The organism is Thermocladium modestius (assembly GCF_055398215.1).
Window position 1 is genome coordinate 571,711 of sequence record NZ_AP043731.1, and the last position, 23,975, is coordinate 595,685.

Annotated in this window: 23 protein-coding genes and 1 tRNA gene; 14 read left to right on the forward strand and 10 right to left on the reverse strand. The window is 59.0% G+C overall.

Translation table 11 applies throughout. From position 1 onward, the window contains the following. The first annotated feature begins 351 nt into the window (after window positions 1-351). Window positions 352-2,022, forward strand: a complete 1,671-nt coding sequence (locus ACZ5ZS_RS02830; RefSeq protein ID WP_464858486.1) for a hypothetical protein — start codon at window positions 352-354, stop codon at window positions 2,020-2,022. 282 nt (window positions 2,023-2,304) lie between these two features. On the opposite strand, the gene ACZ5ZS_RS02835 is transcribed toward ACZ5ZS_RS02830, so the two are convergent. Further along, complete coding sequence (locus ACZ5ZS_RS02835; protein WP_188596369.1) at window positions 2,305-2,799, reverse strand: hypothetical protein; 495 nt, start codon at window positions 2,797-2,799, stop codon at window positions 2,305-2,307. A 366-nt stretch (window positions 2,800-3,165) separates the two neighbouring features. On the opposite strand from ACZ5ZS_RS02835, the gene ACZ5ZS_RS02840 reads away from it, so the two are divergent. The 3 genes from ACZ5ZS_RS02840 (at window position 3,166) to ACZ5ZS_RS02850 (ending at window position 6,955) form a co-directional block, all read left to right on the forward strand. Continuing rightward, window positions 3,166-3,801 carry a metallophosphoesterase family protein gene (locus tag ACZ5ZS_RS02840; protein ID WP_229657700.1) on the forward strand — a complete coding sequence of 212 codons (636 nt, stop codon included), beginning with the start codon at window positions 3,166-3,168 and terminating at the stop codon, window positions 3,799-3,801. Window positions 3,802-3,992: 191 nt separating this feature from the next. Then, window positions 3,993-4,814 carry a metallophosphoesterase family protein gene (locus ACZ5ZS_RS02845; RefSeq protein WP_188596371.1) on the forward strand — a complete coding sequence of 274 codons (822 nt, stop codon included), beginning with the start codon at window positions 3,993-3,995 and terminating at the stop codon, window positions 4,812-4,814. Between the two features lie 482 nt (window positions 4,815-5,296). Continuing rightward, window positions 5,297-6,955, forward strand: a complete 1,659-nt coding sequence (locus tag ACZ5ZS_RS02850; protein ID WP_188596372.1) for a hypothetical protein — start codon at window positions 5,297-5,299, stop codon at window positions 6,953-6,955. A gap of 266 nt (window positions 6,956-7,221) precedes the next feature. Here ACZ5ZS_RS02850 and ACZ5ZS_RS02855 read toward each other — a convergent pair whose 3' ends face one another. Continuing rightward, window positions 7,222-7,641 carry a hypothetical protein gene (locus tag ACZ5ZS_RS02855; protein WP_188596373.1) on the reverse strand — a complete coding sequence of 140 codons (420 nt, stop codon included), beginning with the start codon at window positions 7,639-7,641 and terminating at the stop codon, window positions 7,222-7,224. 44 nt (window positions 7,642-7,685) lie between these two features. After that, window positions 7,686-9,017: a fucose isomerase gene (locus tag ACZ5ZS_RS02860; protein ID WP_188596374.1), complete on the reverse strand. Its 1,332-nt coding sequence runs from the start codon at window positions 9,015-9,017 to the stop codon at window positions 7,686-7,688. A 90-nt stretch (window positions 9,018-9,107) separates the two neighbouring features. Here ACZ5ZS_RS02860 and ACZ5ZS_RS02865 point away from each other — a divergent pair, with 90 nt between their 5' ends. The 3 genes from ACZ5ZS_RS02865 (at window position 9,108) to ACZ5ZS_RS02875 (ending at window position 10,092) form a co-directional block, all read left to right on the forward strand. Next, window positions 9,108-9,527 (forward strand): HIT family protein, encoded by a 420-nt coding sequence (locus ACZ5ZS_RS02865; RefSeq protein WP_188596375.1) that lies wholly within the window; start codon window positions 9,108-9,110, stop codon window positions 9,525-9,527. A gap of 26 nt (window positions 9,528-9,553) precedes the next feature. Further along, window positions 9,554-9,630: transfer RNA gene (locus ACZ5ZS_RS02870), tRNA-Ala, on the forward strand. A 117-nt stretch (window positions 9,631-9,747) separates the two neighbouring features. Then, window positions 9,748-10,092 (forward strand): hypothetical protein, encoded by a 345-nt coding sequence (locus tag ACZ5ZS_RS02875; RefSeq protein WP_464858490.1) that lies wholly within the window; start codon window positions 9,748-9,750, stop codon window positions 10,090-10,092. On the opposite strand, the gene ACZ5ZS_RS02880 is transcribed toward ACZ5ZS_RS02875, so the two are convergent. The 4 genes from ACZ5ZS_RS02880 to ACZ5ZS_RS02895 are packed head-to-tail and all read right to left on the reverse strand — an operon-like array spanning window position 10,070 to window position 13,252. After that, window positions 10,070-10,642 (reverse strand): DUF998 domain-containing protein, encoded by a 573-nt coding sequence (locus ACZ5ZS_RS02880; protein ID WP_188596377.1) that lies wholly within the window; start codon window positions 10,640-10,642, stop codon window positions 10,070-10,072. The genes ACZ5ZS_RS02875 and ACZ5ZS_RS02880 overlap by 23 nt on opposite strands. A gap of 48 nt (window positions 10,643-10,690) precedes the next feature. Then, window positions 10,691-11,422 (reverse strand): hypothetical protein, encoded by a 732-nt coding sequence (locus tag ACZ5ZS_RS02885; protein WP_188596378.1) that lies wholly within the window; start codon window positions 11,420-11,422, stop codon window positions 10,691-10,693. Window positions 11,423-11,477: 55 nt separating this feature from the next. Beyond that, on the reverse strand, window positions 11,478-11,951 hold the full coding sequence (locus tag ACZ5ZS_RS02890) for an SRPBCC domain-containing protein (protein ID WP_188596379.1): 474 nt from the start codon (window positions 11,949-11,951) through the stop codon (window positions 11,478-11,480). After that, window positions 11,951-13,252, reverse strand: a complete 1,302-nt coding sequence (locus ACZ5ZS_RS02895) for an FAD-dependent oxidoreductase (RefSeq protein WP_188596380.1) — start codon at window positions 13,250-13,252, stop codon at window positions 11,951-11,953. The genes ACZ5ZS_RS02890 and ACZ5ZS_RS02895 overlap by 1 nt, the downstream gene beginning before the upstream one ends. A gap of 87 nt (window positions 13,253-13,339) precedes the next feature. On the opposite strand from ACZ5ZS_RS02895, the gene ACZ5ZS_RS02900 reads away from it, so the two are divergent. Further along, window positions 13,340-14,485 (forward strand): MFS transporter, encoded by a 1,146-nt coding sequence (locus ACZ5ZS_RS02900; protein ID WP_188596381.1) that lies wholly within the window; start codon window positions 13,340-13,342, stop codon window positions 14,483-14,485. Between the two features lie 11 nt (window positions 14,486-14,496). Here ACZ5ZS_RS02900 and ACZ5ZS_RS02905 read toward each other — a convergent pair whose 3' ends face one another. Further along, window positions 14,497-16,278 (reverse strand): chloride channel protein, encoded by a 1,782-nt coding sequence (locus ACZ5ZS_RS02905; RefSeq protein WP_229657687.1) that lies wholly within the window; start codon window positions 16,276-16,278, stop codon window positions 14,497-14,499. A 108-nt stretch (window positions 16,279-16,386) separates the two neighbouring features. On the opposite strand from ACZ5ZS_RS02905, the gene glpK reads away from it, so the two are divergent. From glpK to ACZ5ZS_RS02935, 6 genes are all read left to right on the forward strand, one after another. Further along, a complete protein-coding gene (gene glpK, locus ACZ5ZS_RS02910; RefSeq protein WP_188596383.1) occupies window positions 16,387-17,934 on the forward strand; it encodes a glycerol kinase GlpK in 1,548 nt (515 codons plus the stop codon). A gap of 111 nt (window positions 17,935-18,045) precedes the next feature. Beyond that, complete coding sequence (locus tag ACZ5ZS_RS02915) at window positions 18,046-19,449, forward strand: MFS transporter (RefSeq protein WP_188596384.1); 1,404 nt, start codon at window positions 18,046-18,048, stop codon at window positions 19,447-19,449. A gap of 92 nt (window positions 19,450-19,541) precedes the next feature. After that, the gene (locus ACZ5ZS_RS02920; protein ID WP_188596385.1) at window positions 19,542-20,339 is read left to right on the forward strand and encodes a [LysW]-aminoadipate/[LysW]-glutamate kinase; all 798 of its coding nucleotides are present in this window, start codon (window positions 19,542-19,544) and stop codon (window positions 20,337-20,339) included. A gap of 73 nt (window positions 20,340-20,412) precedes the next feature. Next, window positions 20,413-20,589 (forward strand): alpha-aminoadipate/glutamate carrier protein LysW, encoded by a 177-nt coding sequence (lysW/argW, locus tag ACZ5ZS_RS02925; RefSeq protein WP_188596386.1) that lies wholly within the window; start codon window positions 20,413-20,415, stop codon window positions 20,587-20,589. Further along, window positions 20,590-21,435, forward strand: coding sequence for a lysine biosynthesis protein LysX (gene lysX, locus ACZ5ZS_RS02930; protein WP_188596387.1), 846 nt, complete (start codon window positions 20,590-20,592; stop codon window positions 21,433-21,435). Next, a complete protein-coding gene (locus tag ACZ5ZS_RS02935) occupies window positions 21,435-22,493 on the forward strand; it encodes a M20/M25/M40 family metallo-hydrolase (protein ID WP_188596388.1) in 1,059 nt (352 codons plus the stop codon). The genes lysX and ACZ5ZS_RS02935 overlap by 1 nt, the downstream gene beginning before the upstream one ends. Here ACZ5ZS_RS02935 and ACZ5ZS_RS02940 read toward each other — a convergent pair. Both ACZ5ZS_RS02940 and ACZ5ZS_RS02945 read right to left on the reverse strand, forming a co-directional pair. Next, on the reverse strand, window positions 22,490-23,659 hold the full coding sequence (locus tag ACZ5ZS_RS02940; protein WP_188596389.1) for an aspartate aminotransferase family protein: 1,170 nt from the start codon (window positions 23,657-23,659) through the stop codon (window positions 22,490-22,492). The genes ACZ5ZS_RS02935 and ACZ5ZS_RS02940 overlap by 4 nt on opposite strands. After that, window positions 23,659-23,970: an ATP-grasp domain-containing protein gene (locus tag ACZ5ZS_RS02945; protein ID WP_464858495.1), complete on the reverse strand. Its 312-nt coding sequence runs from the start codon at window positions 23,968-23,970 to the stop codon at window positions 23,659-23,661. The genes ACZ5ZS_RS02940 and ACZ5ZS_RS02945 overlap by 1 nt, the downstream gene beginning before the upstream one ends. Window positions 23,971-23,975: the final 5 nt, after the last annotated feature.

Here is a 23,975-nt window from a genome sequence, read left to right on the forward strand (position 1 = left end):
TGCTGCCAAGTTGAGGGTGCATTGATGGGGAAATGAGCGGGCGATGGATAAGGCGACAAGCACGTTGCCGAATGCGGGGTAACACCATTACATACTTGGTCTGTGAAGCAGACTAAATATAGTATTTAAATAGCTGTATTGCTTTAAATTCCTATGGAGGCTAAAACACGCATTGCCAGATCGCCGCTAACGACCATGGCAATTGAGGCAATCGCGCCAATACGCGCAGTAATGCAGAGGAGGGAGTGAATACGCCTAGAGCGGGCAAGTACTTCCTGATAGGCATAATCACGGCGCTGTGCGCTCGCATCCCTCGCGGCATACTCCCTCAGCCTACTCACGCCGAGCATCGTGGTGACCACGTACGCCGGCGGGAGGCCCGTGAACGCGTTTATCCAAGTATTCGCAGTGCCGCCGCCTGGGCACGGCAACTCCCTAATCCAGGTCTGGAACGGGACCACGATCGACGGGGCGGCCAGGGTGCCCATGACTGCCCTCCTCAACGTCGCCCGGGGATGGATAGACGAGGGGCTGGGCGGCGAGGGCGCCGGCGTCGAGGTGATAGCCACCTACGTCAACGGATCCACGGTGCGCTATGACATGAAGTTCACGACATACAAGCCAAGCGACGCCCTCAATGCGTTGAGCAACCCCGTGGCGGGCATTATTAAGCTCAACTACGGAAGCATAAAGATGAACCTAACACTAACAGCGAAGAAACCCGCGGGCACAACGGCGCAGGCGCCGACGCCGCCGGCCCCAGCGGGCTGCTGGTGGAGCCTCCTCTGGTCCTGGCAGACGCCGCAGGTGGACATACCCATAGCGTGGGTCGTGGATAAGGCGCCGAACTACCTGGCCGGCTCCCTCAGCGCGTACTATAATCAATATACTACCGCGACAGTGTACTTCTACGCCTCGGCCGGCATCACCCAAGGCACCTCGGCCGGCGTGACCTACAGATTCATAGGGTACTCAAGCCAGGTGGGGGCTCAAAACTGGAATAGCCTCAGTTTCGGCCTTGGGCAACCTAGTGGTGGGTATCTCTACCACGTGGGCACCCTCGGCGTTGCCGGGCTGCGGTTGATCTGCATCACCGGGCCCACCGATCAATATGATTATGAGGCCTTCGTGTCCTCCATAGGGCAGAACGGGCAGCTGTACTTCTCCGCCAACGTGTCGTACATAAACGGCTTCATGAGCCTATACAAGGCGTATACCGGCGTCCATCCGCGGTACGTGCCCTTCGACGAGATTTACGAGGGCAGCGGTCATGGGTATGCATACATGTTTAGCAATATCCAGACGTACAGCCCTCCCTTCGGCTTCATGGGCACCATACCCATAGGGCTGATCATATCGCTCACCGCCTCAAGGCTAGGCGCTCAACTCAGCGCGCCTGGGCTTATACTCGCGAATCTGGCGGCTAGGCTGCAGGTATCCGCTACGCAGATAAGCATTATAAGCATTAGCGTCGGCCATGCCTCTTCGTACCCGGCTTACGGTGATTTGCTCGTTGCTGCGGTGCCCGTGCCGTATAGCAATCCCTCGAGGAGTTACTTTTATTACCCGTATCTGCTGGGCTTCAACGTCACTGGGTTGGGCAGTTACTCAAGCGGCGCCTCGATCTACGTGGATGGGCCTGGGGTCGTCTTTAATCAATGCGCGCCCATTTTCGATTCGTATAATTGGACCGCGTACGTTCAGATAGGCGGCTCGCCCCTCCTGGTGCCCGGCGGCTCCGTTGAGGCGGTTATCTATGATTCCCGGGGCTCCATAGTCTGGAGCGGCTCGTTTAGCGTGCCGGCGAGCTTCGATGGCTCGCCCCACGAGCCTGTCGTGGTGAGCGTTCCGTGGACTGTCTTCAATTACGGCGTTCCCTACAATGTCTACTACATGGAGTTGACGTATGGCGGGTACTCGACGAGGTACGGCTCAATAACCTACAAGCCCTCAACAACCACATTCACCATCTACGCATCGTTCCAATCATGCCCTGAACACCAATCGTTAAATCATGAGTAATACTCTCTGGGCCGAGTATTCATTAATTCGGCTGGGGCTTGCCTAATGTACGTAATCCCTAATGGTGTTAGGGCCAATATCCCTAAAGCTCCTTAGCCTTAACTAGGATCTCAATGTTATCTTCATACAAGTCAACGCCTACCAATGCTCCCAATGTAGTCACTTGGCGGCACCTCATGGCAACCAAGAAGTAATTTAGAATAAAAACTCTGTGCTTTTAATGCCGTTTTTATAATATATTTTAACTAGTGCAATGCCTCACTGCTAGGCAGGAGGTTCCGTTTAGGTGGATGTAGTTCGCGAAAAAATGATCAATTCCACTATTTTCCTCACCGTCAATGCCGCTTCATTGCTTGGATAATTGGGTGAGTTGAGGTAGGCCATGGCCTCTCTAGCGTAATTGGCCGCCTTCTCCGGCTCCCTCTCCCTGTAGTAAACGGACAGGAAGGCGAGTCTCTCCACTAGGTCCGGCAACTTAGATGGATCGTCGCCCGCCTTCCTCCTATACTCATCCAGTCTCTCCTCTAGGGTCTTCATCTCAGCCTCGGAGTTACCCGTGATTATCTCAACCCGTCGCCTCTCGGCTCGCCTCCTGCCCGGTAGTAGGTAGAACATAATGAGCCCCATTATTACGACGACGGTGGGCACGACGGCGTAGCTGACGAAGTCGTGGAGGTCACCATAAAAATAGATAACTTGATCATACGCCCAGAGCGCCACTAACGCGATTATCAATGCCCTGGGCGCTCCCCTGCCGATAGCTCGCTTGCTCTCCATGCAGTGACCCCCGCCGCCCAACCTTATATTTTTGCATGCTGTGCGCGACAAGTCTCGATTCCTTAATTAGGTAATTGATAGTGGATCCCCGCCCCACAACTACGTCGCCCGCTCAATGCCGTGGGGCCTCCGTTGAGGGGAAAAGTTTGGGCTAGGCCGTTTCTGGGCAACTCGGTTCGTAAACGATGAACTGCGTTACATAAGAAAGAAGAGGGCAAGTCCTTTGATTGGGGATTGGAGGGCATCATGCGGTAAGGATTTGATGGTTGCGGGAGGAATGTAACTTGGGCGTTGGGCGGCTGCATATCGATTCGCTTGTGGGGCATGCGTTAGTTATTTTAAGGTGAATGATTGTTAAACGGCGTGATGCTCTTCATTAGCGATCTTCACAAGAGCTACGACTCGCTGGAGGAGATGAGGTCCATTGAGTGGCTGCTGGGCGTGTTGGATGAGTTTAGCCCTGATTACCTGATTTCGGCGGGCGATAATGGCGAGGGGATGACTCCCGAGGACTTCCATGAGATAACGAGGAGGGCGAAGCTGATAATGGTGTACGGCAATCACGAGAACTTCGCCGTGGCCAGAATGAACAGCATCCCCGATGGGCATATAGTGAGGGCCGGCGGAATCAAGGTCTCCGGGATCAATGGGCTCATAGGCAGCGGGAGGAGGGAGTACTACACGTCCCCGGAGAAGTTGATGAGGCTAATCGGGAAGCTGAGGGGCATAGACATATTCGTATCCCACCAACCCCCCTACTTGCCGGAGGCGTACCCAGGCATGACTATGGACGAGGGATCCATCAGAATGTTGGAGTTCATCCGGGAAGTAAAGCCGAGGCTCCACTTGTATGGCCACATGACCGGGGGCTGCTACTCCTTCCACGGTCCCCACTTGAGGGTGGATAGCTCCGCGAGGTTTAGGTGCTTCGCCACCATAGAGGAGGGCGAGGTCGCGATATACGATAGGGACGGCTTGGTGGAGCGATTAAGGGCATGGTAGGCCACTCGGCTAGCAATCATTAATGATGTAGCTCGCATCGCTGAGCAGGCGGGCTTTGAGGGTTGGTCGAGGGGCCCGGAGCGGCTCTAAGAAGGTATTGCAGGCCCGGCGGGGACGTGGACAGCGGATTCCCTTCCCGTGGGCGACCGATAAGGCTATTTAGGTTTAAAGCTCTTGAAATCGGTGCGAGTATGAGGGTATTGCTGGCCACTGACGTCCACGTCCCCTCCCCCATATTGGGTACAATACTGGAGGCGGCTAGGGCATCAATGCCCGACGCGGTTATAGTCTCGGGTGACTTGACTGACTCAGGCAACCTGGGGGACATGGAGAGACTCTTCAGGAAGTTGAGGAGGGCTTGGGAGGGGGCGAGGCTTATAGCGGTGCTTGGGAATCACGATCTCTGGTCCAGGGATGGAGATGCGTACTCGAAGATTGAGAGGGCGGGGAGGCTTGCAGAGAGGCTCGGCGTCGAGCTACTGGACGTGGTGGGCAGGGCGGAGCTGGGGGACTACGACGTGGTGGGCAACGTGGGTTGGTACGACTACTCCTTCGCCCCCGGCTATGGGGAGGAGGATTACCTAAACTGCAACCCCTATGGCTGCGGCAAGGAGTGGATCAGGGCGAATTGCATGGGCGCGTTCAGCTACTGCGACTGCCCCGCCTGGTTCAATGACTGCCTCTACGTCGACATAGACTCCAGGGAGTTCGCTAGGGAGAACAAGGAGAGGATCAGGAGGAACATGAGGGGAAGGCCCACCATATTGGTCACCCACCACGTGCCGCTGAGGGAGTTGGATAGGGAGGATGGGGAGGATAGGTTCTTCCTGGCCTTCGATGGGCAGGACATGTCGGACCTGGCGTTCAACGGGTCAGTCAAGTACTTCGCCTACGGCCACATACACGAGCGATCCATCCCCGAAACAACGGTGAACGGCGTCCAGTTCATCAATGTTTATAATTATCAATTGAAGGCTAGGGATTACGCCAGCAAGGCGCTGCTGCACCTATGAACAGAGCAGGCCAGCACCTCAAACCCACCCACTCCCTGGGAGGGGAGTTGCACCAGTCTTCAACGCGCCGGCGAGCAATGAAGCAGCGCTGCGTGGGAACTGCATGGCTTGATCCCCACCGTGGTGGGGAAAACTTTCAGATTATCGGTCCCCTCACCATGTGTGGGGTGGGACCAGCTCACACACCTGGGCCATCGCCGAAGCCACGCGTGGTTTCCCACATATGGAGAGCACCCGGTCGAGCAAGGGCGGGCGATTGCCCTCCGTCAAGGGATTCCACGATTAGCCCCACCATGCAGAGGGAATCATAATTAGAGGATGATTGACTTAATGCGTGAATGGTGAAACACCTTATTATATATCTATATGATTTATGTATTAAGTGCGACGGCCGCTTTTTAACTGTATTTTTAAAACATTATGGTGTTCTGTCTAACAGACTTGCTCCACGTTTAAATAGGTCGAGGCTATGTTTCCCCTAGATGCTGTCTAGATCCCGTGCAAATGGGGGAGGGGCAATCAATGGCCGCGGATCGGCCGTGGTACCGTTAATACTGGCTGCGCTGGTGATTCTAACAGCCATTGCAACAATACACGCCTTGAGGGACGGCAGTGCTGGGCCGCGTTCATCTATCTCGCTCTCCCAGCCCCAGCCTCGGCTCTCGCTGCCGGCCTACGTCGTGGGCCCGCCATCCCTCGTCGAGGATATAAAGTCCTCCCTGCCCGGGGCCGAGCCCATCCCGCTCAACTCGATTGGAAGCATCCCAGCGGGTTCCGTAGTGGTAATAGACTGGGGGTACTTAATGAGGGAGTTGGGCAATAATGCCTCAGAGGCAGCACGGTACTTAGCCCCCCTCTTGGAGAGGGAGGTGTTCGTGGAGGTGAGGGTCAACTCATCCCAAGCTCTTCCAGTGGAGGTGGAGCTGGCCTACCTATGGGCCAAGGCTAGGGGAGCCCCAGCGGCCATCCCCATGGACCTCCACGGGGCCGGCGGGGGATACGTGGTGGCTGCCCCGGTGGGTTCCCGAGTCCTCATGATAGCGGAGACAGGTGGGGAGGGAGTCATGGAGAGGCTAGGGCTTTGGTCCAGCATAATCGACAGGGCAAGCGTCGACTCAGTGGGCGGCCTTCAACTTGAGCCAGCGATTGCCCAACTGCAATCCAGCGGCGGCAACGACGTGTGCTACGACATAGGTACCAGCACCGGCTTCAGCGGTGTAGAGAACGGCTACCTGTACTGGACCGGTCCGGGGTTCGGGTCTGACGGTAACGGCACATTCACTGTGGATTACTGCATCGAGATGGCCAACTACATACGGGGAACCATAAACGGGATCCCATACGTGCCCGCGTGGATCTACAACTTCGTGGAGTATCGACCAAGCAGCACGTTGATCAATAACAGCGGGTATATTATGACGGGAGGATCTTATCAGGACTCGTATGCCTCCTATGAGTGTTACGTGAACCCCAATTACCAGGCGCCGGATGGCTATTGCCGTTTGGCCCGCGTGGACATGGGATTCATGCCCGCACCCTACGGTTGGTGGCCATCCTACAGCCTGGGCTCCTCCTCGACCACCACATCCTATGGATTGAACTTTGCCGTGGGCTTCAGCGGATCCGGCGCGTCCGGTTCCTTCGGCGGTTCAATAACAGAGTCGACAACCGTAAGCATTCCCCAAGTTGCTATTTCGGTATACGCTCCTGAGACCACTGGCGGTCCTCTCGGCGGTGCAGCCAACTTTACCTGGATATTTAAGCCGAACGAGAACGTTGGAGCCGGGCAGCAAGTCAATGCATACATGTCCAGCTCCGATGAGCCGCTGGCGGTGCCTGAGGGTAACTCAACCATTCAAGAAATAGATATACCGACCGGTTCTTGGATGCGCATATACACCGGGCAAAGCTATTATGGGGATGCCTTCGGCGGTTGTCTCTATAATGATTACGAGTTCTGGGGCAGCAGAATTGAGTGGGTGGTGTTGTGGCCAAATCCCCCCTACTGGGCCGGCTTTTATCAATTGATAAATCAAATAAGCGCGGCCCCATTGAAAGGCATCCAGTACTACGATTCGGGCACCATATTCATGAACAGCACCTCAACGATAGATTACTGCGTGGCTAATGCTGGCCCATAATCTAGCAATCCAACGACAACAATAACGACTTCAAATTAATATTGAAAATTAATCTCGTTTAGCGTTACCAAAAATTGGACACGCAATTAATCCAGTGAAGGAATGCATTATTCGGCACATGACGGATATATCGCCCGCTTCCCGGATTGCATGTGTTTTTTGCGCCCCAGCCGAGGTGCGCGGTACCCGAACAGCGTTAATTCAACGATGCTTAACGTGGTGCCTCACGTTATGGCGGGGAGATTCATTGATTGGCCAAGCGAATCCTAGGGCGGCGTGTTGGATAGTATTGTTCCTTGGATTGAAAGCAAGACCTCGGCCGCCGCCTCCAACTCCCTCGCCGTGGCATCCATGCTTCCCATTGATAGGTCCCGCGCAGCATCGTTCACCAACCGCCGCGCCTCATCAATGCGGGGAACCACGGCGTCGAGCCTTGCATCCACTCTGGAGTAGGTGGTTAGGAGGACCTCCAGGGAGTTGAGAATTATGAAGAGGAGTTTGAAGTATGAATTGAGCATCTGCTCGAGCATCTTGCCGTAGGGCCCCACCAATCCCCCCTCCCTTGATTTACCCGCCTCGCCAACGTACTTCATCCACTCAATCATGCCTTTAATTATCTGGATCGAGGCGGACAACTGCTGCACCAGCAAATCCCTCAAGGCCCCCCAGCCCATTGCCATGACCACGCCTCCCCACCACATATTTAAGCAGCTCCCCCATGAGGGCAGCTTCAAGCCTCGCGCACTACCCTCAACCCAAGCAACGCGGCGAACTCCTCCAACTCAGCCGAGTGATCCCCGTAAAGGATGACCCTGTGCCACCCTCCCCTCGACCTCCAATTCCCCGCGGCTGCGCGCACGTCACCCCTAGCCACCAGCTTGGTGGCGCACGCCTCCGGCCTGTGCTCGTTGATAAACGCGTTGGAGACGTGAATGTAGAGCTCCCGCTCCTCCGGGTTGAATCCGACCGCCGTGACGGGCTCGCCCACGGGGAGCTTGACGTGGATTGATGCATGCTTAGACCCCAGGTGAGCCGTGGTTATCACGTAGCCGGCCTCGGGCCTCCCGCCGTGGGGGTTGGTGGGCGCGTAGCAGTGGTGGTAAATGAACTCCCCAGCCTCCTCATCCATCCCCACGTTCACCACGAAGCCATTCCTGCCCAGCAAGTACTTCCCGATCAGTATTGGAATCGCGGAGTAGGGATCGGCCTCGCACACGGGAGCCACCCCATCGTACCAGAGCTGCATGTAGCCCAGGCACGGCCACGCCCTCAACAGGCCGGAGTTGTAGAGGGATATGCAGTCCACGGCCACCGCGGCCGCTCCAAGCTCCTCTGCTGCCCGCCTCATCGCCAGGTACAGCCTGGCCGAGTTGAGCACCTCGCTCAGGTCGCGCTCTTCGACGGCCATGGCTCCTTCGATCCATGCCTTCATCACAGCCCCCGCCTCCTCCTCCCCCACGGGGTCCATGTACTTGGAGCGGAACTCCTCCGCGTCCATCACTATAGGCGATGCCCCAGTTATGGCCTCCACGCTCCTGAACACCGAGTACAAGTCGGTACTGAGGGGGAACTGCCAGGTTATGTGGGACTTAGAGGTGGGGGACACAATGTAGAGCACCCTGCTCTCCCTGAGCCTGGCCAACGCTATCAAGTGCTTAACCCTCCCCAACGCCCAATCGCTCACCGGGTTCCTCGTGTACACAGCAATGGCGCGCCCGGAGCCGCGCGGCCTATTCACGCCGAGGAGGGCCTCACCCGCTCCTCCGTAGGCCTCGGCTATGACCACGGTGGGCTTCCCGCTCATTGCAATGGGATCCAAAAGCCCCACTATCGAGTTTAGGGAGAACACGAGGTACCCAACCGCCCCCGCCTCCTCCTCCAGGAACTCCTCGACGTCAGCCATGCTCCTCACGTGATGCTCGCGGAACCGCACGCCTGGGTACAGCTCTGCCAGCCTCTTCATCGCCTCCCCCGCCTCCTGCTCCAAGCGATTAATCGAGCCCGGCGGCCCGCCCAAATCCCCAGTGGGCGGGTCTATGAACGCCACCGGTATCTCTATCATGGGGTCGACTCGATCACGTGGATTTAACTATTTAGGCAATGAGGAGGACCGCCAGCAATAATTATAAGGCGTGGAGCGGGGCGCTGGGGGATGTGCGTTTTCTGCGATATAATAAGCGGGTCGGCTCCGGGGTACGTGGCGTACGAGGACGAGGACGTGGTGGCGATACTGGATAAGTACCCCGCCTCCGAGGGCCACCTGCTAGTCATGCCTAAACGGCACTACGAGAACATCTATGAGCTGCCCGATGATGTGCTGTGCAAGGTGATGGAGGTAACGAAGAAGGTGGCCATGGCGGTCAAGGAGGCCCTCAACGCCACTGGGGTCAGGATCCTCCAGAACAACGGCGCCGACGCGGGGCAGGTGGTCTTCCACGTGCACTTCCACGTGATTCCCTACTACGGCGCGTATAAGTGGAGCAGGCATGAATTGACGAGGGAGGAGGCGGAGAGGGTCTTGTCCAAGGTGAGGCCCCGGTTGATGGGCCCATCTAGCCGCGAAAAGCATTAAAAGGATGTATCCAAGGCCATGAATGAGGGCCGGTAGTCTAGCCTGGAAGGATATCCGCCTTGCACGCGGGAGATCGTGGGTTCAAATCCCACCCGGTCCACCAATTCATCCTCTCCACGCCGGAGGAACCCGTGATCGAGTCACGTTACCCGCCGCAGCCGCTCCATTATGTGGGTAACTAGGGAAACCCTTAATACGGATCCGCTTCCCTCCTCCCCCCGTGATTCCCGTCCTCCCAATTACGTACGGCCTCGGCGCAGTCATGGTTGCCATACACGCGGGCGGCGCCTACCTGGGGCTGAGGGGGGAGGCGATTCCCAGGACGCCGGGCACGTACATCTCCATATACGAGGCCCTCTACTACGCCGCCATGATGCTGCTACTGGCCGGTTCACCGCTAATGGCTCCCCTTGCACTGTTCGCGGTGATTCACTGGGCGGGGGCGTTCGCCTATTACAGGGGGTACCTGGGCAGGCTCTCCACCCTGCGCCGGTTGAAGCTGTACGGGGCCTACGAGCTGGTGGAGCTGGGGTTCATATTCATCATAATGGCCTCGCTGTCCTAACCGCCTGCTGTGGGCGCCGCAGCGTGACGGCTATGACGAACACGTCTATAACGGCCACCCCGTACGCCTCCAACGTCGCCGCTGACGGCCACCTCAATAACGCGGCCGGGATGGGGGCCGCCGCCCCGAGCAGGAAGAGAGGCCACCCCGCCCTGTCCCCGGCCATGGCGGCGCCGATGCTCCAAGCCATTATGGCCAGATCAAATTGAACGAAGAACCAAAGCGACACGAACACGTGGGGGTAGGTCCCCTCGTGAAAAACCCCAATCAACGCCAGGAACACCGCCGCCACGGAAATATACGACGCCCCCGCTGCCTCTACCTTATTCCTGGACGTGGAGAGCAGGTAAGCGGAGAAGAGGAACGTGAGCACGGCAACACCGATCAAGCCGTAATTGTAGACCCAGGGATAATTCGCGTGGGGACCACCCAAGTCGCTGAACGCGTTCCTAACGAACACGAACCACGGATTCAACGCTATGCTGGCCAGTATGACGACCCAAGCCAGCGCGGCGGCTGCCAGCCCAGCAAATCGCAGGCGAGAGGCCATGAATGGGACTGGAACGCGGCCGTAAAAACCTTGAGGATCCCACCACAATCAATGCCGGGAGGGGCTGGGCAATCCCCCAACCCCCCGCACCCCAACAAAGAGGAACGCCGCAGAGATGGCGATGGATGATGACCACAATAACCCAACCAAATCATACATTCCCGTTCCCCCAATCACAGCCAGCGCAGCGGCGTAGTTTATGTAGGCCGCGAGCGAGTCAATGTACGCGTGGGCCAGCGTGGTAGCCAGTAGCCCCACTGCCCCGCCGCCCCTTCCCTGCATAAGCCTGAGGAACATTGCAGTGCCTGGGTGAAACATGGCAGACACTACGGGATTAAGTATTAGGCCCACCATTGGCACGACTTGGAGGGAGACGTTGGGGGAGGTTATGAGGGCGACGGCGACCTCAGCGATCAGCACGGCAATGTCTATTATGGCGAACCCATAACCTATCCAAAGCGCCGCCCTCTCCTCCCTGTCCTTCACAGCGAAGAACTTCGCCGCCTCCTGGGCCACCCCCGCCACCACGCCGGCGTACACGGCCAACGCGGGTCCCCACTCCCGCTCCGCGGCGACCGCGCCAATCAACCCATGCGTCAAGACCAGAGCCGCCCCGGGCGCCTCCTGTATCGGGATTTGAATTACTAATGCCAGCAACATGTAGCCCACGCCTACGAACACCCATCCCCGAGTCCCCCTCCACAGCCTGGCGAACAGCAGGTAAGCAATGGCCAAAACCAACAAGGGATACGCTACCCCAAGCAATGCCCGCTCAATCATGTAGGGGGCGGCTTAATGCTGGTAATAAACATTTGGCTTTCCCCTCCCCGCTTTCTCAGGGTTGTGATGAGCCCGCCATGCACTTAACTATACCGCTCACCGTGTCCTGCGCTATCCTTCTAACCATTGAGTCCAGATCTATGAATCGCCTCACCATGGCCAACGCCCTGCTCAGCGAAGCCTTGGCCCTCCACTCAACCGTGGACCCACCCACTCCCTGCTTCACGGTGAGCGTGAGTTCCACCTTCACGCTGCCGCCAGCGGCCCTGCCGCTTATGATGTAGGAGGCCCCTCCCTCGATTGGCGTCACCTCTATCTCGGTATCCGCCGTCACCCTCCTCAGCTCCGCTATGGGGACTTCATCCCCCAAATCCACCCTGAACTTAACCCTCCCCCTCCTCCCCTCCACAGAGTGGGACACGACGTTGGGTATGCAGGGCGCCACCCGGCCCAGATCCCTAATGAACTCCATTACCTCGCCCGCCGGCTTGCCCACGTTGAATGACCCCTCGTACGTTAACTCACTCACTAGGACCACCCAAGCCTCCTCCTGGATTCCCTCGAGATCGCCCCCAGCAACGCCGTGTACGCCGCCGTCCTTCCATGCTCCTCATCCATGCTCCCCCTGAGCGACGTCACGGCGGACCTGAGGTAGGGCTCCAAGTCCCTCGCTCTCTCGTATGGATCCCCCGGGAGCAGGTGCTCGGCTGTGCGGGACGGCTTGTCGGAGCCCAGTATGGCGGCAGCCTCATTCCCCGCCCGCTCCCCCACTAACCTGCCCGTGGTGAACTTGCCTCCAATTATGGTTATCAAATTCCTGGGCCTGGCGTGCCTCACTATGGCGAAATCCCTCGTGGCTTCCCTGCCGTCCACCCCCTCCATCTTTATCAACGGCCTCACAGAGGCGTACGCCCTGACGGGCCTGGCCTTGGCTATGGCCGGAACCAGGGCCGCCGCCTCCCTCGTTATCAGCTCCACGTCCTCCTCGCTTATCTCCACGGAGTCGGGGTCCTCCACTATCAATGCGGTGGTGCCGGCCACGGATCGCCCCCCGTACGGCAGTATTATATCGCCGTCCGACGGCACCCTCATCCTATTCAGCACGGCGTTGCTGAGCAACTTGTCGTAGACCACCATCACCCCCATGGTGGCCATAACGTCCACTTGGATCCCGGCCATGGCGGCCACCCGGGGGGCCCAGGGCCCAGCCGCGTTCACCACGGCCCTAGCCTCCAGTCGCTTGTTATCCCCGCTCAACGCATCCCTAACAATCACGGCGCCGACCTCACCTCCCCCGGTCTCAATGCCAACCACCTCCGCGTCCTGGATAATGAGGGCTCCCGCGTCATGCGCGGCAAGGGCGGCGCTCCCCATGAGCTCCCTGGCCCTCACCACCTTGTCGGGCACCCTAACTACTAGCTTGGCCTCGGGGGTGAGGAATGGCTCCTCCCTCGCCGTCTCCCGGGGATCCGTCTCCTCATGCCTTATCCCGGCCGCGTCTAGTCCCTTCAAGAATCGCTCGGCGAACTCAAGATCGGCCTTATCCACTGCCACGAACAGCCCCCCGGTATCGTCGACGGCGTGGGGGGCTATCTTGGATATTATCTCGTTCTCGCTGGCGCACTCGGCGGCCGCCTTGGGGTCCGTCACCGCGTACCTGGCCCCGCTGTGGAGGAGGCCGTGCATTTTATCGCTGGTCCCGCTCCCCACCGCGCCCCGTTCCAGTAGGGCTACGCTGAACCCCCTCAGTGATAAGTCGAGCGCCGTGAACAAACCATTAACGCCGCCCCCTATTATGATCACGTCAACCCCTTGTTTGGATTCGCTCATTCCAGCAGGAACGTCGATTAACTATTTATGCTTAACCCCTCCCGTGCTTCCCGGCAAAAATTAAAAACCGCACGTGAAGATGAATCCATGCGTACATTGGACCTCCTTCCCCTCTGGTTCCTCCTATTCACCATAGGGTTCGGCTGGTTCCTCCTGGCTCCCCTAGTTCCGGCGCTGGCGTCGGGGTTCAACTCAAGCGTTGGGGCGGTGCTGTTCGCCGTGTCCGAGTACGGGCTGGCAATGGTGGTGCTGGGCCTCGTGGCTGGGTGGCTCTCCGCCCGCCTAACGGTTAGGCGAGTGCTCCTAGCCTCCGCCGTCCTCTCCGTGATCGGGCTGGTGGGCAGGGCCGTGGCGGTGAGCTACGTCTCATTCCTTGCGCTGCAGAGCGTGGCTGCCGCCGCTTACCCACTAGCATTGGCGCCGATAGGGTCTATAGCCCAAGCCGCGCCCGGCGGTAGGCCCCACGCGGTGGTTGGGGCGAGCGTGGGGGTGTTGTTCCTAGGCATGGCGGTCGGCTCCCTCCTGGGCGCGAGGCTTTACGTGGAGTGGGGGCTCCGCGGCGCCCTGTACGCCTCCGCCGCATTATCCGTGATAGCCCTCGCCTGGCTATCGGCGGTCTCCGGCCGGTACCCGGCCCGCTACGAGAGATCGTTGAGGGGTTCGTTCAAGGTTGGAATGCTGAAGAACTGGTACGTTGGCTTCGCCGTTGCGTCCCTGTCGGTCATGTTCAGCTCAATAGCGAGCACAATGCTTCAACGCAATGGCTTGGCCATGGATGAGGCGTTGATCTACGGCGGGGAACTGGGGGGACTCGCGTTCCTTGGCTCCGCCATCGGGGCGGCGTCGCTGCCGGCATTGCTTGAGCAGGCAGGCAAGGTTCGGCTGGGCATGGTTTCCACGGGCCTCCTCACCTTCATTACGGCGTCCCTACTGGGCTTCTTCCTGGCCTTCACGGCTGACGTGACCCTCCTGTCCGCCCTCTTCTTTCTCCTGGGCGCTATGGGCAACGCCTTTTGGTCCATGGCCATGACATCCACCACTAAGTACGTGGAGGACCCAGCCAAGGCAGGCCTCGCCACATCGATGTACAGCGTAGCCACGAATCTGGGCGTCACGGTGGTGCCTTCCCTTCTTGGCGCCATGTTCGAGGGCAATCCATCCACGGCGCTCGCGGCCGTGATAGCCATATCCCTAGCCGCGTTCCTAGCATCGCCGTTCCTGAAGGTGGATTAGTAAATAGAGGGTCACGCCGCCTCCCCTGCTTGCCTCGGCATTTGCTTCAGCCTCTCAGCCTCCTTCCTGTAGGCCTCGACCATGTCGTCCATCATGGCCACCCCCAGCAGCCTTCCCCCCTCCACCACGGGGACCCACCTGGACTTGGTCTTGGCCATGACCTCCCAAGCCTCCTCCAAGCTGCTCCTCAACCCCACAGTGGGCACGCCGCGGACGGCGAAGGCGCCCACCGCTCCCACTTTTCCAAGCAGGTCCTTCAGGTACGCGATGCCTATGAAACCGCCGTTGCCGTCTATGACTGGGATGGAGAGGAGGTTGTTCTGGGTCATGATGGAGACCGCATCCTCCACCGAGGAGTACGCATACACCTTTAAATCCCTAAGCTTGCATTGAGCCACCTTTATCGTGGCCAGCATGGATCTCTCGTACTCATCGGCGTGTGCCGGCGACTCTCTCCTCGTGGGGACCTGCGAGCTGTAGATGGAGTTGTTGCCCGTCACTATGTAGGAGATCGCCACGGCTATCATAGCTCCAGGAAGCAGTTGCAAGCTGCCCGTCATCTCCGTAACCATTATCAGCACCGAGAGGGGCGCCTTAGCCGCGCCGCCGAAGAGGGATATCATTCCCACTATCACGAATGGAGCTATGGAGGGAACCAATTGGGGGAACAAGTAATGGAACAAGAGCCCCAAGTCCCCGCCCAGGAACGCCCCGATGAACATGCCGGGAGCGAAGACTCCCCCGCTCCCCCCGGATCCTATGGTTAGATCCGTGGCCAGTATCTTGAGAAACGGCAGCAGGAGGAGCAGGACGACAATGGGCACCGCCGTAATGGACACGATCTCGCCCAGCCTCTCGTACTCCAGCAAGTTAATCCATCCGTACCCAGTCGCCATCACCTCCGGGGCCAGCAGCGCGATCAACCCAGCCCCCGCTCCTCCAATCACCGGCTTCAGGTACGGCGAGAGAGCCGCCTTCCTGAATGCTCTTTGAATGCCGTAAAACGACTTTATGTAGAGCAGACCCACCCCGCCCGCCACGAGGCCCAGCACGGCGTATAGGGGCAGCCTGAAGGGATTGAACGCTCCCAAGTAGTTGCCGAAGATGGGAGTGAACCCCACCACGGAGCCGAATATGGAGTAGCCCACCGCGGCCGCGATTATGGAGGGGTATATGACATCGGTCTCCAAGTCCCTCCTATAGAGTATCTCGGCCGCCAATATTGCCCCGCCTATTGGAGTCTTGAATATGGTTCCAATCCCCGCCCCTATGCCGACGGCCACCGCCTTCCTCCGGTCCTCAGGCGAGAGACCCAGCAGGTCAGCCATCATGGACCCAATCCCCGCCGATAATTGTGCCGTGGGTCCCTCCCTCCCAGCGCTTCCCCCGCTCCCTATGGTCACGGCGGAGGCAATGAGCTTGACCGGGATGACCCTCCACCTCACCTTTCCCTGCCTGTAGTGGAAGGCTGATATTGCGGCGTCCGTGCCATGACCCTCCGCCTCCGGCGCGAAGGTGTAGACGAGGAGGCCGGAGATGGCTCCCCCAATGACCATGGATACGGGGATCAAGTAGTACCTACCCGCCCTGAACAGGAAGTCCAGGCTTCCCCCTTCTCCAAGCGGCCTTGGAATAGACATGCCCACCAAGTGGGTGAGGAACACGTACTCCATGGCCTTTATTGCGAAGTAGAACGTCAACGAGGAGAGCCCAGCCACGATTCCCAGGATGACTCCCAGGACTAGCCACTTCTCCAGATATGGAAGGGAGTTCAGTCTCTCGCCTATCGACATGGGCCGTGATAGAATTAATATAATTTTAAGTCTTGTCATTGCCCGCCGGAGCGGTCACGAGGGCCCGAGGTCGGGAACGCTTTAAACGCTGGCCCCCGGTTTCCGGCAGTGCCGGGCAGCTACGTGTTGGCCATAGATCAAGGAACGACGAGCACCAGGGCGGCCGTGGTGGACTCCAGGGGGAGGGTCGTGGCTTGGAGCAGGAGGGAGCACTCCCAGATCTACCCGCGCCCCTCCTGGGTGGAGCACGATGCGTTGGAGATATGGAGCAACGTCAAGGCGGTCATGCGGGAAGCAGTGGCGAAAAGCGGGATCGACCCGGCTGAGCTTAGGGCGGTGGGCATAGCCAATCAGAGGGAGACCGTGGTGGTTTGGGATCCCTCCACCGGGAAGCCCCTGCTCAACGCCATAGTGTGGCAGGACAGGAGGGCGTCGCCCATCGTTGATGAATTGGCGGCCAATTACGGGGACGAGGTTAGGAGGAGGACCGGCTTGATTCCCGATCCCTACTTCACGGGGCCGAAGGTGATGTGGATGCTTGACAACGTGCCAGGCCTGCGCGGGAGGGCTGAGAGGGGGGAGGCGTTGTTCGGCACCGTGGATTCATGGATAACCTGGAACTTGACCAGGGGAGGGTCGGAGCTGGTGAACGAGAGGGGAGGCGGCTCGCACGTGACGGATTACAGCAACGCGTCCCGCACCATGCTCTTCAACATACACAGGCTGGAGTGGGATGGGGAGTTGCTTCAATTAATGGGCTCCCCGCCGCTCCACTCCCTCCCGCTACCAATGCCCAGCGGAGCCATCTTCGGCTTCACGGGGCCCGAGGCAAGCGAGTTGCTGGGGAGACCCGTACCCGTGGCCGCTGCTTTGGGGGACCAACAAGCAGCCCTCTTGGGGCAGGCCTGCATGGAGAGGGGGTGCGCGAAGGCGACTTACGGCACGGGCACGTTCATCTTAATGAACACGGGCGGGGACATAATCGAGTCCAGGCATGGCTTGATATCCACCGTTTTCTACTCCACGAGGCCCGGCTCGGCGGCGTACGCCTTGGAGGGCAGCATGTTCGCCGGGGGCGCGGCCATACAGTGGCTAATGGATATAGGCGCAGCCAAGTCTCCCTCCCAGGTGGAGGAGCTCGCCAGGCAAGTGAGCGATAACGGCGGGGTTTACCTGGTGCCGGCCTTCGCCGGGCTGGGCGCGCCGTACTGGGATAGGTACGCCAGGGGATTGTTGATAGGGTTGACTCGGAGCAGCGACTCCAGGTACCTGGCCAGGGCAGTCCTCGAGTCCATCGCCTACATGGCTAGGGACGTGTTGGAGTCCTTGATGGAGGACTCAGGCGCCGCATTGGGGGAGCTGCGGGTGGATGGAGGGGCCTCGAGCAGTGACTTCCTCATGCAGCTGCAGGCCGACGTGGCGGGGATAGACTTGTTGAGGCCGGTCAATGTGGAGACCACGTCGCTTGGAGCCGCCTACTTGGCGGGGGTAGCAGTTGGCGAGTGGTCCTTGGATGATGTTGCCTCCATGTGGTCATTGGATAAGCGGTTCAAGTCCGCGATGCCGAGGGAGGAGAGGGATAGGTTGTACGGGGCGTGGCGCGACGCCGTGGCCAGGGCGGCGGGCTGGGCGCGGCGAGTTCCCTGGGCCGCTTAATGGCTTCACTCCCTATCATGGGTTTCGTTTTATAAATAAACTATTTATTTATATTTGGTGTTTTTAAAATGCTGGGGAAAAATTGAAATAGCATGTTAAAAACCCCTCAACATGGGTCAGACAATACGCTATCCCAGCAGGGCGACGTATACAGTCGTCTCCGCCCTTGGCTACATGCTGGACGGCTACGACTTGAGCGTAATAAGCGTGTTCACGTTCTCGCTTATACACTATAAATTCTTCCAGTACAACAGCTTCGAGCTGGCCTTCGTCACGGGCGCGGCCTTGTTGGGGGCCATGTTCGGCGCATTGATATTCGGCCACTACTCCGACAGGCTGGGGAGGAGGTACCTATACACGTTCGACCTGCTGTTCTTCGTCATATTCGCCGCGCTGAGCGCGGTTTCCACCAACATAATACAAATGATAATCTACAGATTCTTCGTGGGTTGGGGAGTTGGGGCGGATTACGCGTTGAGCCCCGTCTACGCCACCGAGATGTACCCCACCAACAAGAGGGGCATGGGCTATGGTTGGGTCTACACCTTCTGGAGCGTGGGCGCCTTCATTGCCTTCATGTTGGGGTACGCATTCTACCTGGCGGATCCAGTGTATGGGTGGAGGTGGGCCCTCGGCATAGGCGCTGTAATAGCATTGATAACGATAATAGTGAGGACGAGGATGCCCGAGTCGAGTAGGTGGAAGGTGGCCGTGAAGCCGGACGAGAAGTCCGTCGAGGAGGCCAAGGCCCTGTCCCATGCCACCGGGATGGGGGATGACGATATAAGCAAGCTTGTGGACACGGAGACCAGGAAGCTATCCAGCGTTAAGCCGGGCTCGTTCCTGGAGCTGTTCAGGGGGAAGTTCGCCATCAGGACTCTAGTGGTTTGGGTTCAATGGATACTCTACGACGTGGGCTCCTACGGCTTCGGCCTCTACGCCCCATCCATAATATCCATGCTTGGCTTCACGGGCGCCTCATCAATATTGATGTCGGCCCTCCTCTACATACCTGGGGCGTTGGGCGCCATGGGCGCGGCCTTCCTGAACGATAGGTGGGGGAGGAGAATGCTTCAACTGCTCGGCTTCGGCTTCGCGACCCTGGGCATGGTTCTCGTCGCCATGGGCGCGTTGATTGGGGGATTAATCGCCATGGTGATAGGGACAATAGGGCTGGTGCTGTGGTACGGGATGGGCAACCTGGGCCCCGGCAACACGATGGGGCTATACGCCATAGAGCTGTTCCCAACAAAGCTTAGGTCCACCTCCATGGGCGGCGCAACCGCCATAACCAGGTTCGTCTCCTTCCTAAGCGCGTTCGAGTTCCCGTATATAGCCCTAACGCTGGGCAAGCTGCCGTTCTTCATCTTCCTTGCCGTAATCACGTTCGCCGCCTTCGTCTTCACCATATTCTTCACGCCGGAGACCAAGGGCATATCGCTGGAGGACATAGCCACGGCGGAGTACAGAGGACCGGGCCTGCACCCTAGGCTGGAGAAGCGGGAGGAGCATTAACGGCGAGTCGGCCCGGCAATCCTTGAATTAAGAGGGGTTTCTACCTTCTATATATGGAATATATTTTTAAGCCAGAAAAATGAGAGCGATGCGTGAGGATAATAGTAAAGCTGGGCGGCTCCGTAATAAGGAAGGGCGCGGGCGGCTTCATTAAGGAATTGCCCAGCCTGGCGGGAAGCAATGAGTTGGTGGTGATTCATGGGGGTGGGTACATGGTTAACGACCTGCTGGGGAGGATGGGCTTGACGCCCAGGTTCGTCACCAGCCCCAGCGGCGTTGTGAGCCGCTACACGGACCTGGAGACGCTCGCGGTGTACGTAATGGCCATGATGAAGATAAACAAGGACCTGGTGTCCTCAGCCCAATCCATGGGGGTGAACGCGGTGGGCTTAAGCGGCTTGGACGGCGGCATCCTCCGCGCAAAGAGGAAGGATAGATTGATAATAGTGGACGAGCGGGGCAGGGAGAGGGTCATTGAGGGGGGATACACTGGCAAGATAATTCAGGTTAATGCCGAGGCGTTGAGGGCCGTATCGTCGGCGGGCTTCCTTCCCATAATAGCGCCGATAGCCATGGACGAGGACACGAAGGGCCCGCTGAACGTGGACAGCGATCAAGTGATGGAGGCATTGGCGGGGTCGGTAATGCCGGATTACGCCGTGATGCTCACCGACGTGGACGGCGTGCTGGTGGGGGGCTCGCCGATTCCCAAGGTGGATCCAAGCGATGAATCCCTTCTCTCATCCAGCGAGGTGGGGGGCGGCATGAGGAGGAAGCTCCGCATGGCGATGCGAATGGGCGGCGCCGGGATCAAGGTGGTGATAGCCAACGGTCTCGCCGAGTCCCCAGTCTCCGCCGCGCTGCGCGGCGCCGGGACCCACGTCTATTGATTTTCAGCGGGACCCACCATACGCTTTTTACTTGCTCGCAATACTTAAATAGTTACCTCATGTTGGTATAGAGATGCCCACCAACATGGCATGCCAGGTATGCGGCGGCGAGGTGCCCGTCCCCGACGACGCGTTGGATGGGGAGCTCACCTCCTGTCCATCCTGCGGTCAGAAATACCAGGTGGTCATTCAAAACAACTCAATTCAATTAAAGCTGATAAACGCCGAGGAGGAGGATTGGGGCGAGTAGGTGATTATAATTGAAACAATACTCCTCTTTCACGACATGATCAGGCAGGACGAGAAGCTGCTGATTAGGGAATTAAGCAATGCGGGCGCCAGGTATGAATTGATCAACACGGGCGATCACCTCGAGCTCCCCGGCGAGCCGCGGCGCGGCTTGGCGTTCCCCAGAACCATCAGTCAACGCAGGACCCAATTGGTGGCCCAGATCAATGAGGCGTTGGGGAATCAATCCATCAATTCCCTCGTCTCCATAATTATGGGCAACAACAAGGCGGCTACCATGGCCGCGCTCTCGAGGCTGGGCCTGCCCATACCCAGGTCCATAGTAATTAACGCCGGCGCCGACGTGGATGAAGTGGCCGAAAAGCTTGGCTTCCCCATTATAGTTAAGCCCATACAGGGATCGTGGGGAAGAATGGTGGGCCTGGCCAACGGCGTGCAGGACCTAGCGATGCTGGCGAGGCATGGATCTGCATCCAGCGGGTCAATAGTGGCGCAGGAGTTCATAGACAAGCCCGGTAGGGATATACGGATAACCGTGGTGGGGGGCGAGGCGGTCGCCGCCATATACAGGTACTCGCCCGGCGATGATTGGCGCACCAACACGGCGAGGGGAGGTAGGGCGGAGGCCGCTAAATTAAGCCCGGAGCTGGAGGATATCGGGGTCAAGTCGGCCGAGGCGATAAAGGCCAGCTACGCCGGGGTCGACGTGGTGGAGTCCAGGGATGGGTATAAGGTGCTGGAGGTCAACGTGGTGCCGGAGTTCAAGAACGTGATGCGGGTGACCGGGGTTAACGTGGCGAGGAGGATAGTCGATTTATTGATGCTCGCCGCGCGGAGGGGCGCTTAATGATGGGCGAGGACCGTAAGGTGGCTGCGTTGAGGGAGGCAGTGGAGATATACTCGCCCACCGGGCGTGAGGACGAGATGGCGAAGTACCTCCTCGAGCTGCTGTCCGGGATGGGGGAGGCGCCGTTCATTGACGGGGCGGGGAACGTGGTTGCCATCAAGGGAAGCGGTCCCCCCATCCTCTGGCTGCATGCCCACATGGACACCGTGCCTGGATTCATGGATGTGGCACTTGATGGGGATAGGTTGATCGGGAGGGGCGCGAGCGATGATAAGGCTCCCCTCATGGCTATGGCGTTCGCCTTCCTAGAGAGCCACGTCGAGAGGGGAACGCTTGTCCTGGCGGCGGTCGTCCAGGAGGAGGGCGAGAGCCTGGGCACATCATTCTTGGTGAGCAGCGAATCTGCGCCGCGCCCATCATTCATAATAGTGGGCGAGCCGACGGGCATAGATAGGGTCGTCACCAAGTACAGGGGCAGCGTCAGGCTGCGCATTGCTGTGGAGACGCGGGGCGGGCACGCCTCCAATCCGGACTTCGCCTCCAATGCCATACTGATAGCAATGAAGGCCTACGGGGGCGTATCAGCCGCGCTCGGGGTCGGGAGGAGATACGAGGATTACCTGGCCACGCCCACGATGATTAACTGCGGGACCGCCGGCAACGTGATTCCAAGCAGGTGCGAGTTGGTGGTGGACGTCAGGATACCGCCTGGAAAATCATGTAAGGAGCTGCTCCAGGCATTGAGTGGCTTGGAGCCAAGGCTCGGCGTCTACATATCCGCCGGGAAATGCGTGGACCCCGTTGAGGTGGACGTGGCCAACCCGGCGTCCCGGGCCATAGCTAGGTCAATAATAGCCGCGCTGGGCAGGAAACCGGTGCCGGCCAGGAAGTGGGGGACGAGCGATATGAATGAGCTGTACGCGTTGACGGCGAACATGGTGGCCTACGGGCCGGGGGACGGTTCTCTCTCCCACTCAGGCGTGGAGTACGTATCCATACGGGATTACCTGGCGTCGATAAGGGTGTATAGGAGGGCCGTGGAGGAACTGCTTTCCTAGCCCTCCCTGCCCAAGGCGGTCTCCAAGGCGCTCCTCAAGAGGTCCACGTCCTCATCGCTCACGCAGAAGGGGGGAAGAAGCCTAATCGTGGATCCCCCGCCTGCCGCGCTGGCGAGCACTCCGAGCTTAATCAACTCATCCAAGTACCTCTCCGCCCTGGTTCTCAGCTCGATTCCAATCATCAATCCAACCCCCTTCACCCTCAACACCGCCCTAGCCCTCAACTCCTGCAGCGACTTAATTGCCCTACCGCCGAGCTCGGCCGCCCTGCGGGGCACGTCCTCCCCCATCAACACGTCCACGCCGGCGGCCGCCGCCGCCATGACGAGGGGATTCCCGGCGAACGTGCTTCCATGCTCCCCCGGCTCAAACACGTCGCCGAACTTAGACTTAACCACTGCAATGCCTATGGGCAGCCCCCCGGCTATTGGCTTACCCGCAGTGAATATATCCGGCTCGACGCCCAGTCCCTGGAACGCCCACACGCGCCCAGTCCTACCAAAGCCGGCTTGTATCTCATCAATGATCAACAACACCCCCCTCTCCTCAGTGGCCTGGCGCAGCGCCTTCATGAACTCCGGCTTGGCTGGATTCACGCCCCCCTCGCCCTGCACGGGCTCCACTATCACTGCGGCCAAGTCCTCCGTCACCAACTTATCCACCTGGTCCACCGAATTGAATGGTGCGAACCTTACGGGGTAGGGCAGAGGCTCGAACGCCCTCCTATACTTCTCGTTGCCGGTAACGGAGAGCGCCCCCAGCGTTCTCCCGTGGAAGGAGCCGTGGAAGGAGAGAAACGAGGACCTGCCCGTGATTTTACGCGCCGCCTTCAACGCGGCCTCCACGGCCTCCGCGCCGCTGTTCTGGAGGAAAACCTTGCCGAAGCCGGCCGGGAGCGCGGCGCTGAACCTTGAGAGGAACTCAGCCCTGGCCTCGCTGTACATGGTTAAAGGCACCGTGATCACCCTGTTCATTTGCTCGGTTAAGGCTTTGATTATCCTGGGGTTGCGGTGGCCCAGGAAGGCAGCCCCGAACCCAGTGTGGGCGTCCAGGTACTTCCTGCCGGAGGAGTCCCACACGTACTGCATGAACCCGCGATCTATTGTTATGGGCTTCTTGGCGTAGTACCTAGCCATCAGCGAATCCTCTATCGACTTGACATCCATTAATTAACCCCCCTCTTGGCTGCCTCAATTAAGTAATCGGCCAGCAGGCCGGGCACGTCGACGCCCGTCGACTGCATCAATCCCTTGAATTCGGGAACAGCGTTCACCTCGTTTATCATAAGCCCATCCCCAATCAGGAAGTCAACCCCGGCGTACTCCAGGCCAAGCACCTCGGCCGCCCTCGCCGCGGCCTCCCCCATGTCGCGATCAACCCTCACGGCCTCCGCCTTGCCTCCCCTCGCCACGTTGCTTCTCCAATCCCCGCTCGGGGGCCTCCGCCTCATGCCGGCGACGGCTTCGCCGCCTATCACGAACA

Excerpts from the sequence above, each read along its gene's own strand:
- ACZ5ZS_RS02915 (WP_188596384.1), top strand. The coding sequence starts at position 18,046 with ATGGGTCAGACAATACGCTATCCCAGCAGGGCGACGTATACAGTCGTC.
- ACZ5ZS_RS02835 (WP_188596369.1), bottom strand. The coding sequence starts at position 2,799 with ATGGAGAGCAAGCGAGCTATCGGCAGGGGAGCGCCCAGGGCATTGATA.
- ACZ5ZS_RS02840 (WP_229657700.1), top strand. The coding sequence starts at position 3,166 with ATGCTCTTCATTAGCGATCTTCACAAGAGCTACGACTCGCTGGAGGAG.
- ACZ5ZS_RS02900 (WP_188596381.1), top strand. The coding sequence starts at position 13,340 with ATGCGTACATTGGACCTCCTTCCCCTCTGGTTCCTCCTATTCACCATA.
- ACZ5ZS_RS02850 (WP_188596372.1), top strand. The coding sequence starts at position 5,297 with ATGCTGTCTAGATCCCGTGCAAATGGGGGAGGGGCAATCAATGGCCGC.
- ACZ5ZS_RS02905 (WP_229657687.1), bottom strand. The coding sequence starts at position 16,278 with ATGTCGATAGGCGAGAGACTGAACTCCCTTCCATATCTGGAGAAGTGG.
- ACZ5ZS_RS02845 (WP_188596371.1), top strand. The coding sequence starts at position 3,993 with ATGAGGGTATTGCTGGCCACTGACGTCCACGTCCCCTCCCCCATATTG.
- ACZ5ZS_RS02940 (WP_188596389.1), bottom strand. The coding sequence starts at position 23,659 with ATGGATGTCAAGTCGATAGAGGATTCGCTGATGGCTAGGTACTACGCC.
- ACZ5ZS_RS02880 (WP_188596377.1), bottom strand. The coding sequence starts at position 10,642 with ATGGCCTCTCGCCTGCGATTTGCTGGGCTGGCAGCCGCCGCGCTGGCT.
- ACZ5ZS_RS02885 (WP_188596378.1), bottom strand. The coding sequence starts at position 11,422 with ATGATTGAGCGGGCATTGCTTGGGGTAGCGTATCCCTTGTTGGTTTTG.
- lysW/argW (WP_188596386.1), top strand. The coding sequence starts at position 20,413 with ATGCCCACCAACATGGCATGCCAGGTATGCGGCGGCGAGGTGCCCGTC.
- ACZ5ZS_RS02865 (WP_188596375.1), top strand. The coding sequence starts at position 9,108 with ATGTGCGTTTTCTGCGATATAATAAGCGGGTCGGCTCCGGGGTACGTG.
- ACZ5ZS_RS02860 (WP_188596374.1), bottom strand. The coding sequence starts at position 9,017 with ATGATAGAGATACCGGTGGCGTTCATAGACCCGCCCACTGGGGATTTG.
- ACZ5ZS_RS02895 (WP_188596380.1), bottom strand. The coding sequence starts at position 13,252 with ATGAGCGAATCCAAACAAGGGGTTGACGTGATCATAATAGGGGGCGGC.
- ACZ5ZS_RS02935 (WP_188596388.1), top strand. The coding sequence starts at position 21,435 with ATGATGGGCGAGGACCGTAAGGTGGCTGCGTTGAGGGAGGCAGTGGAG.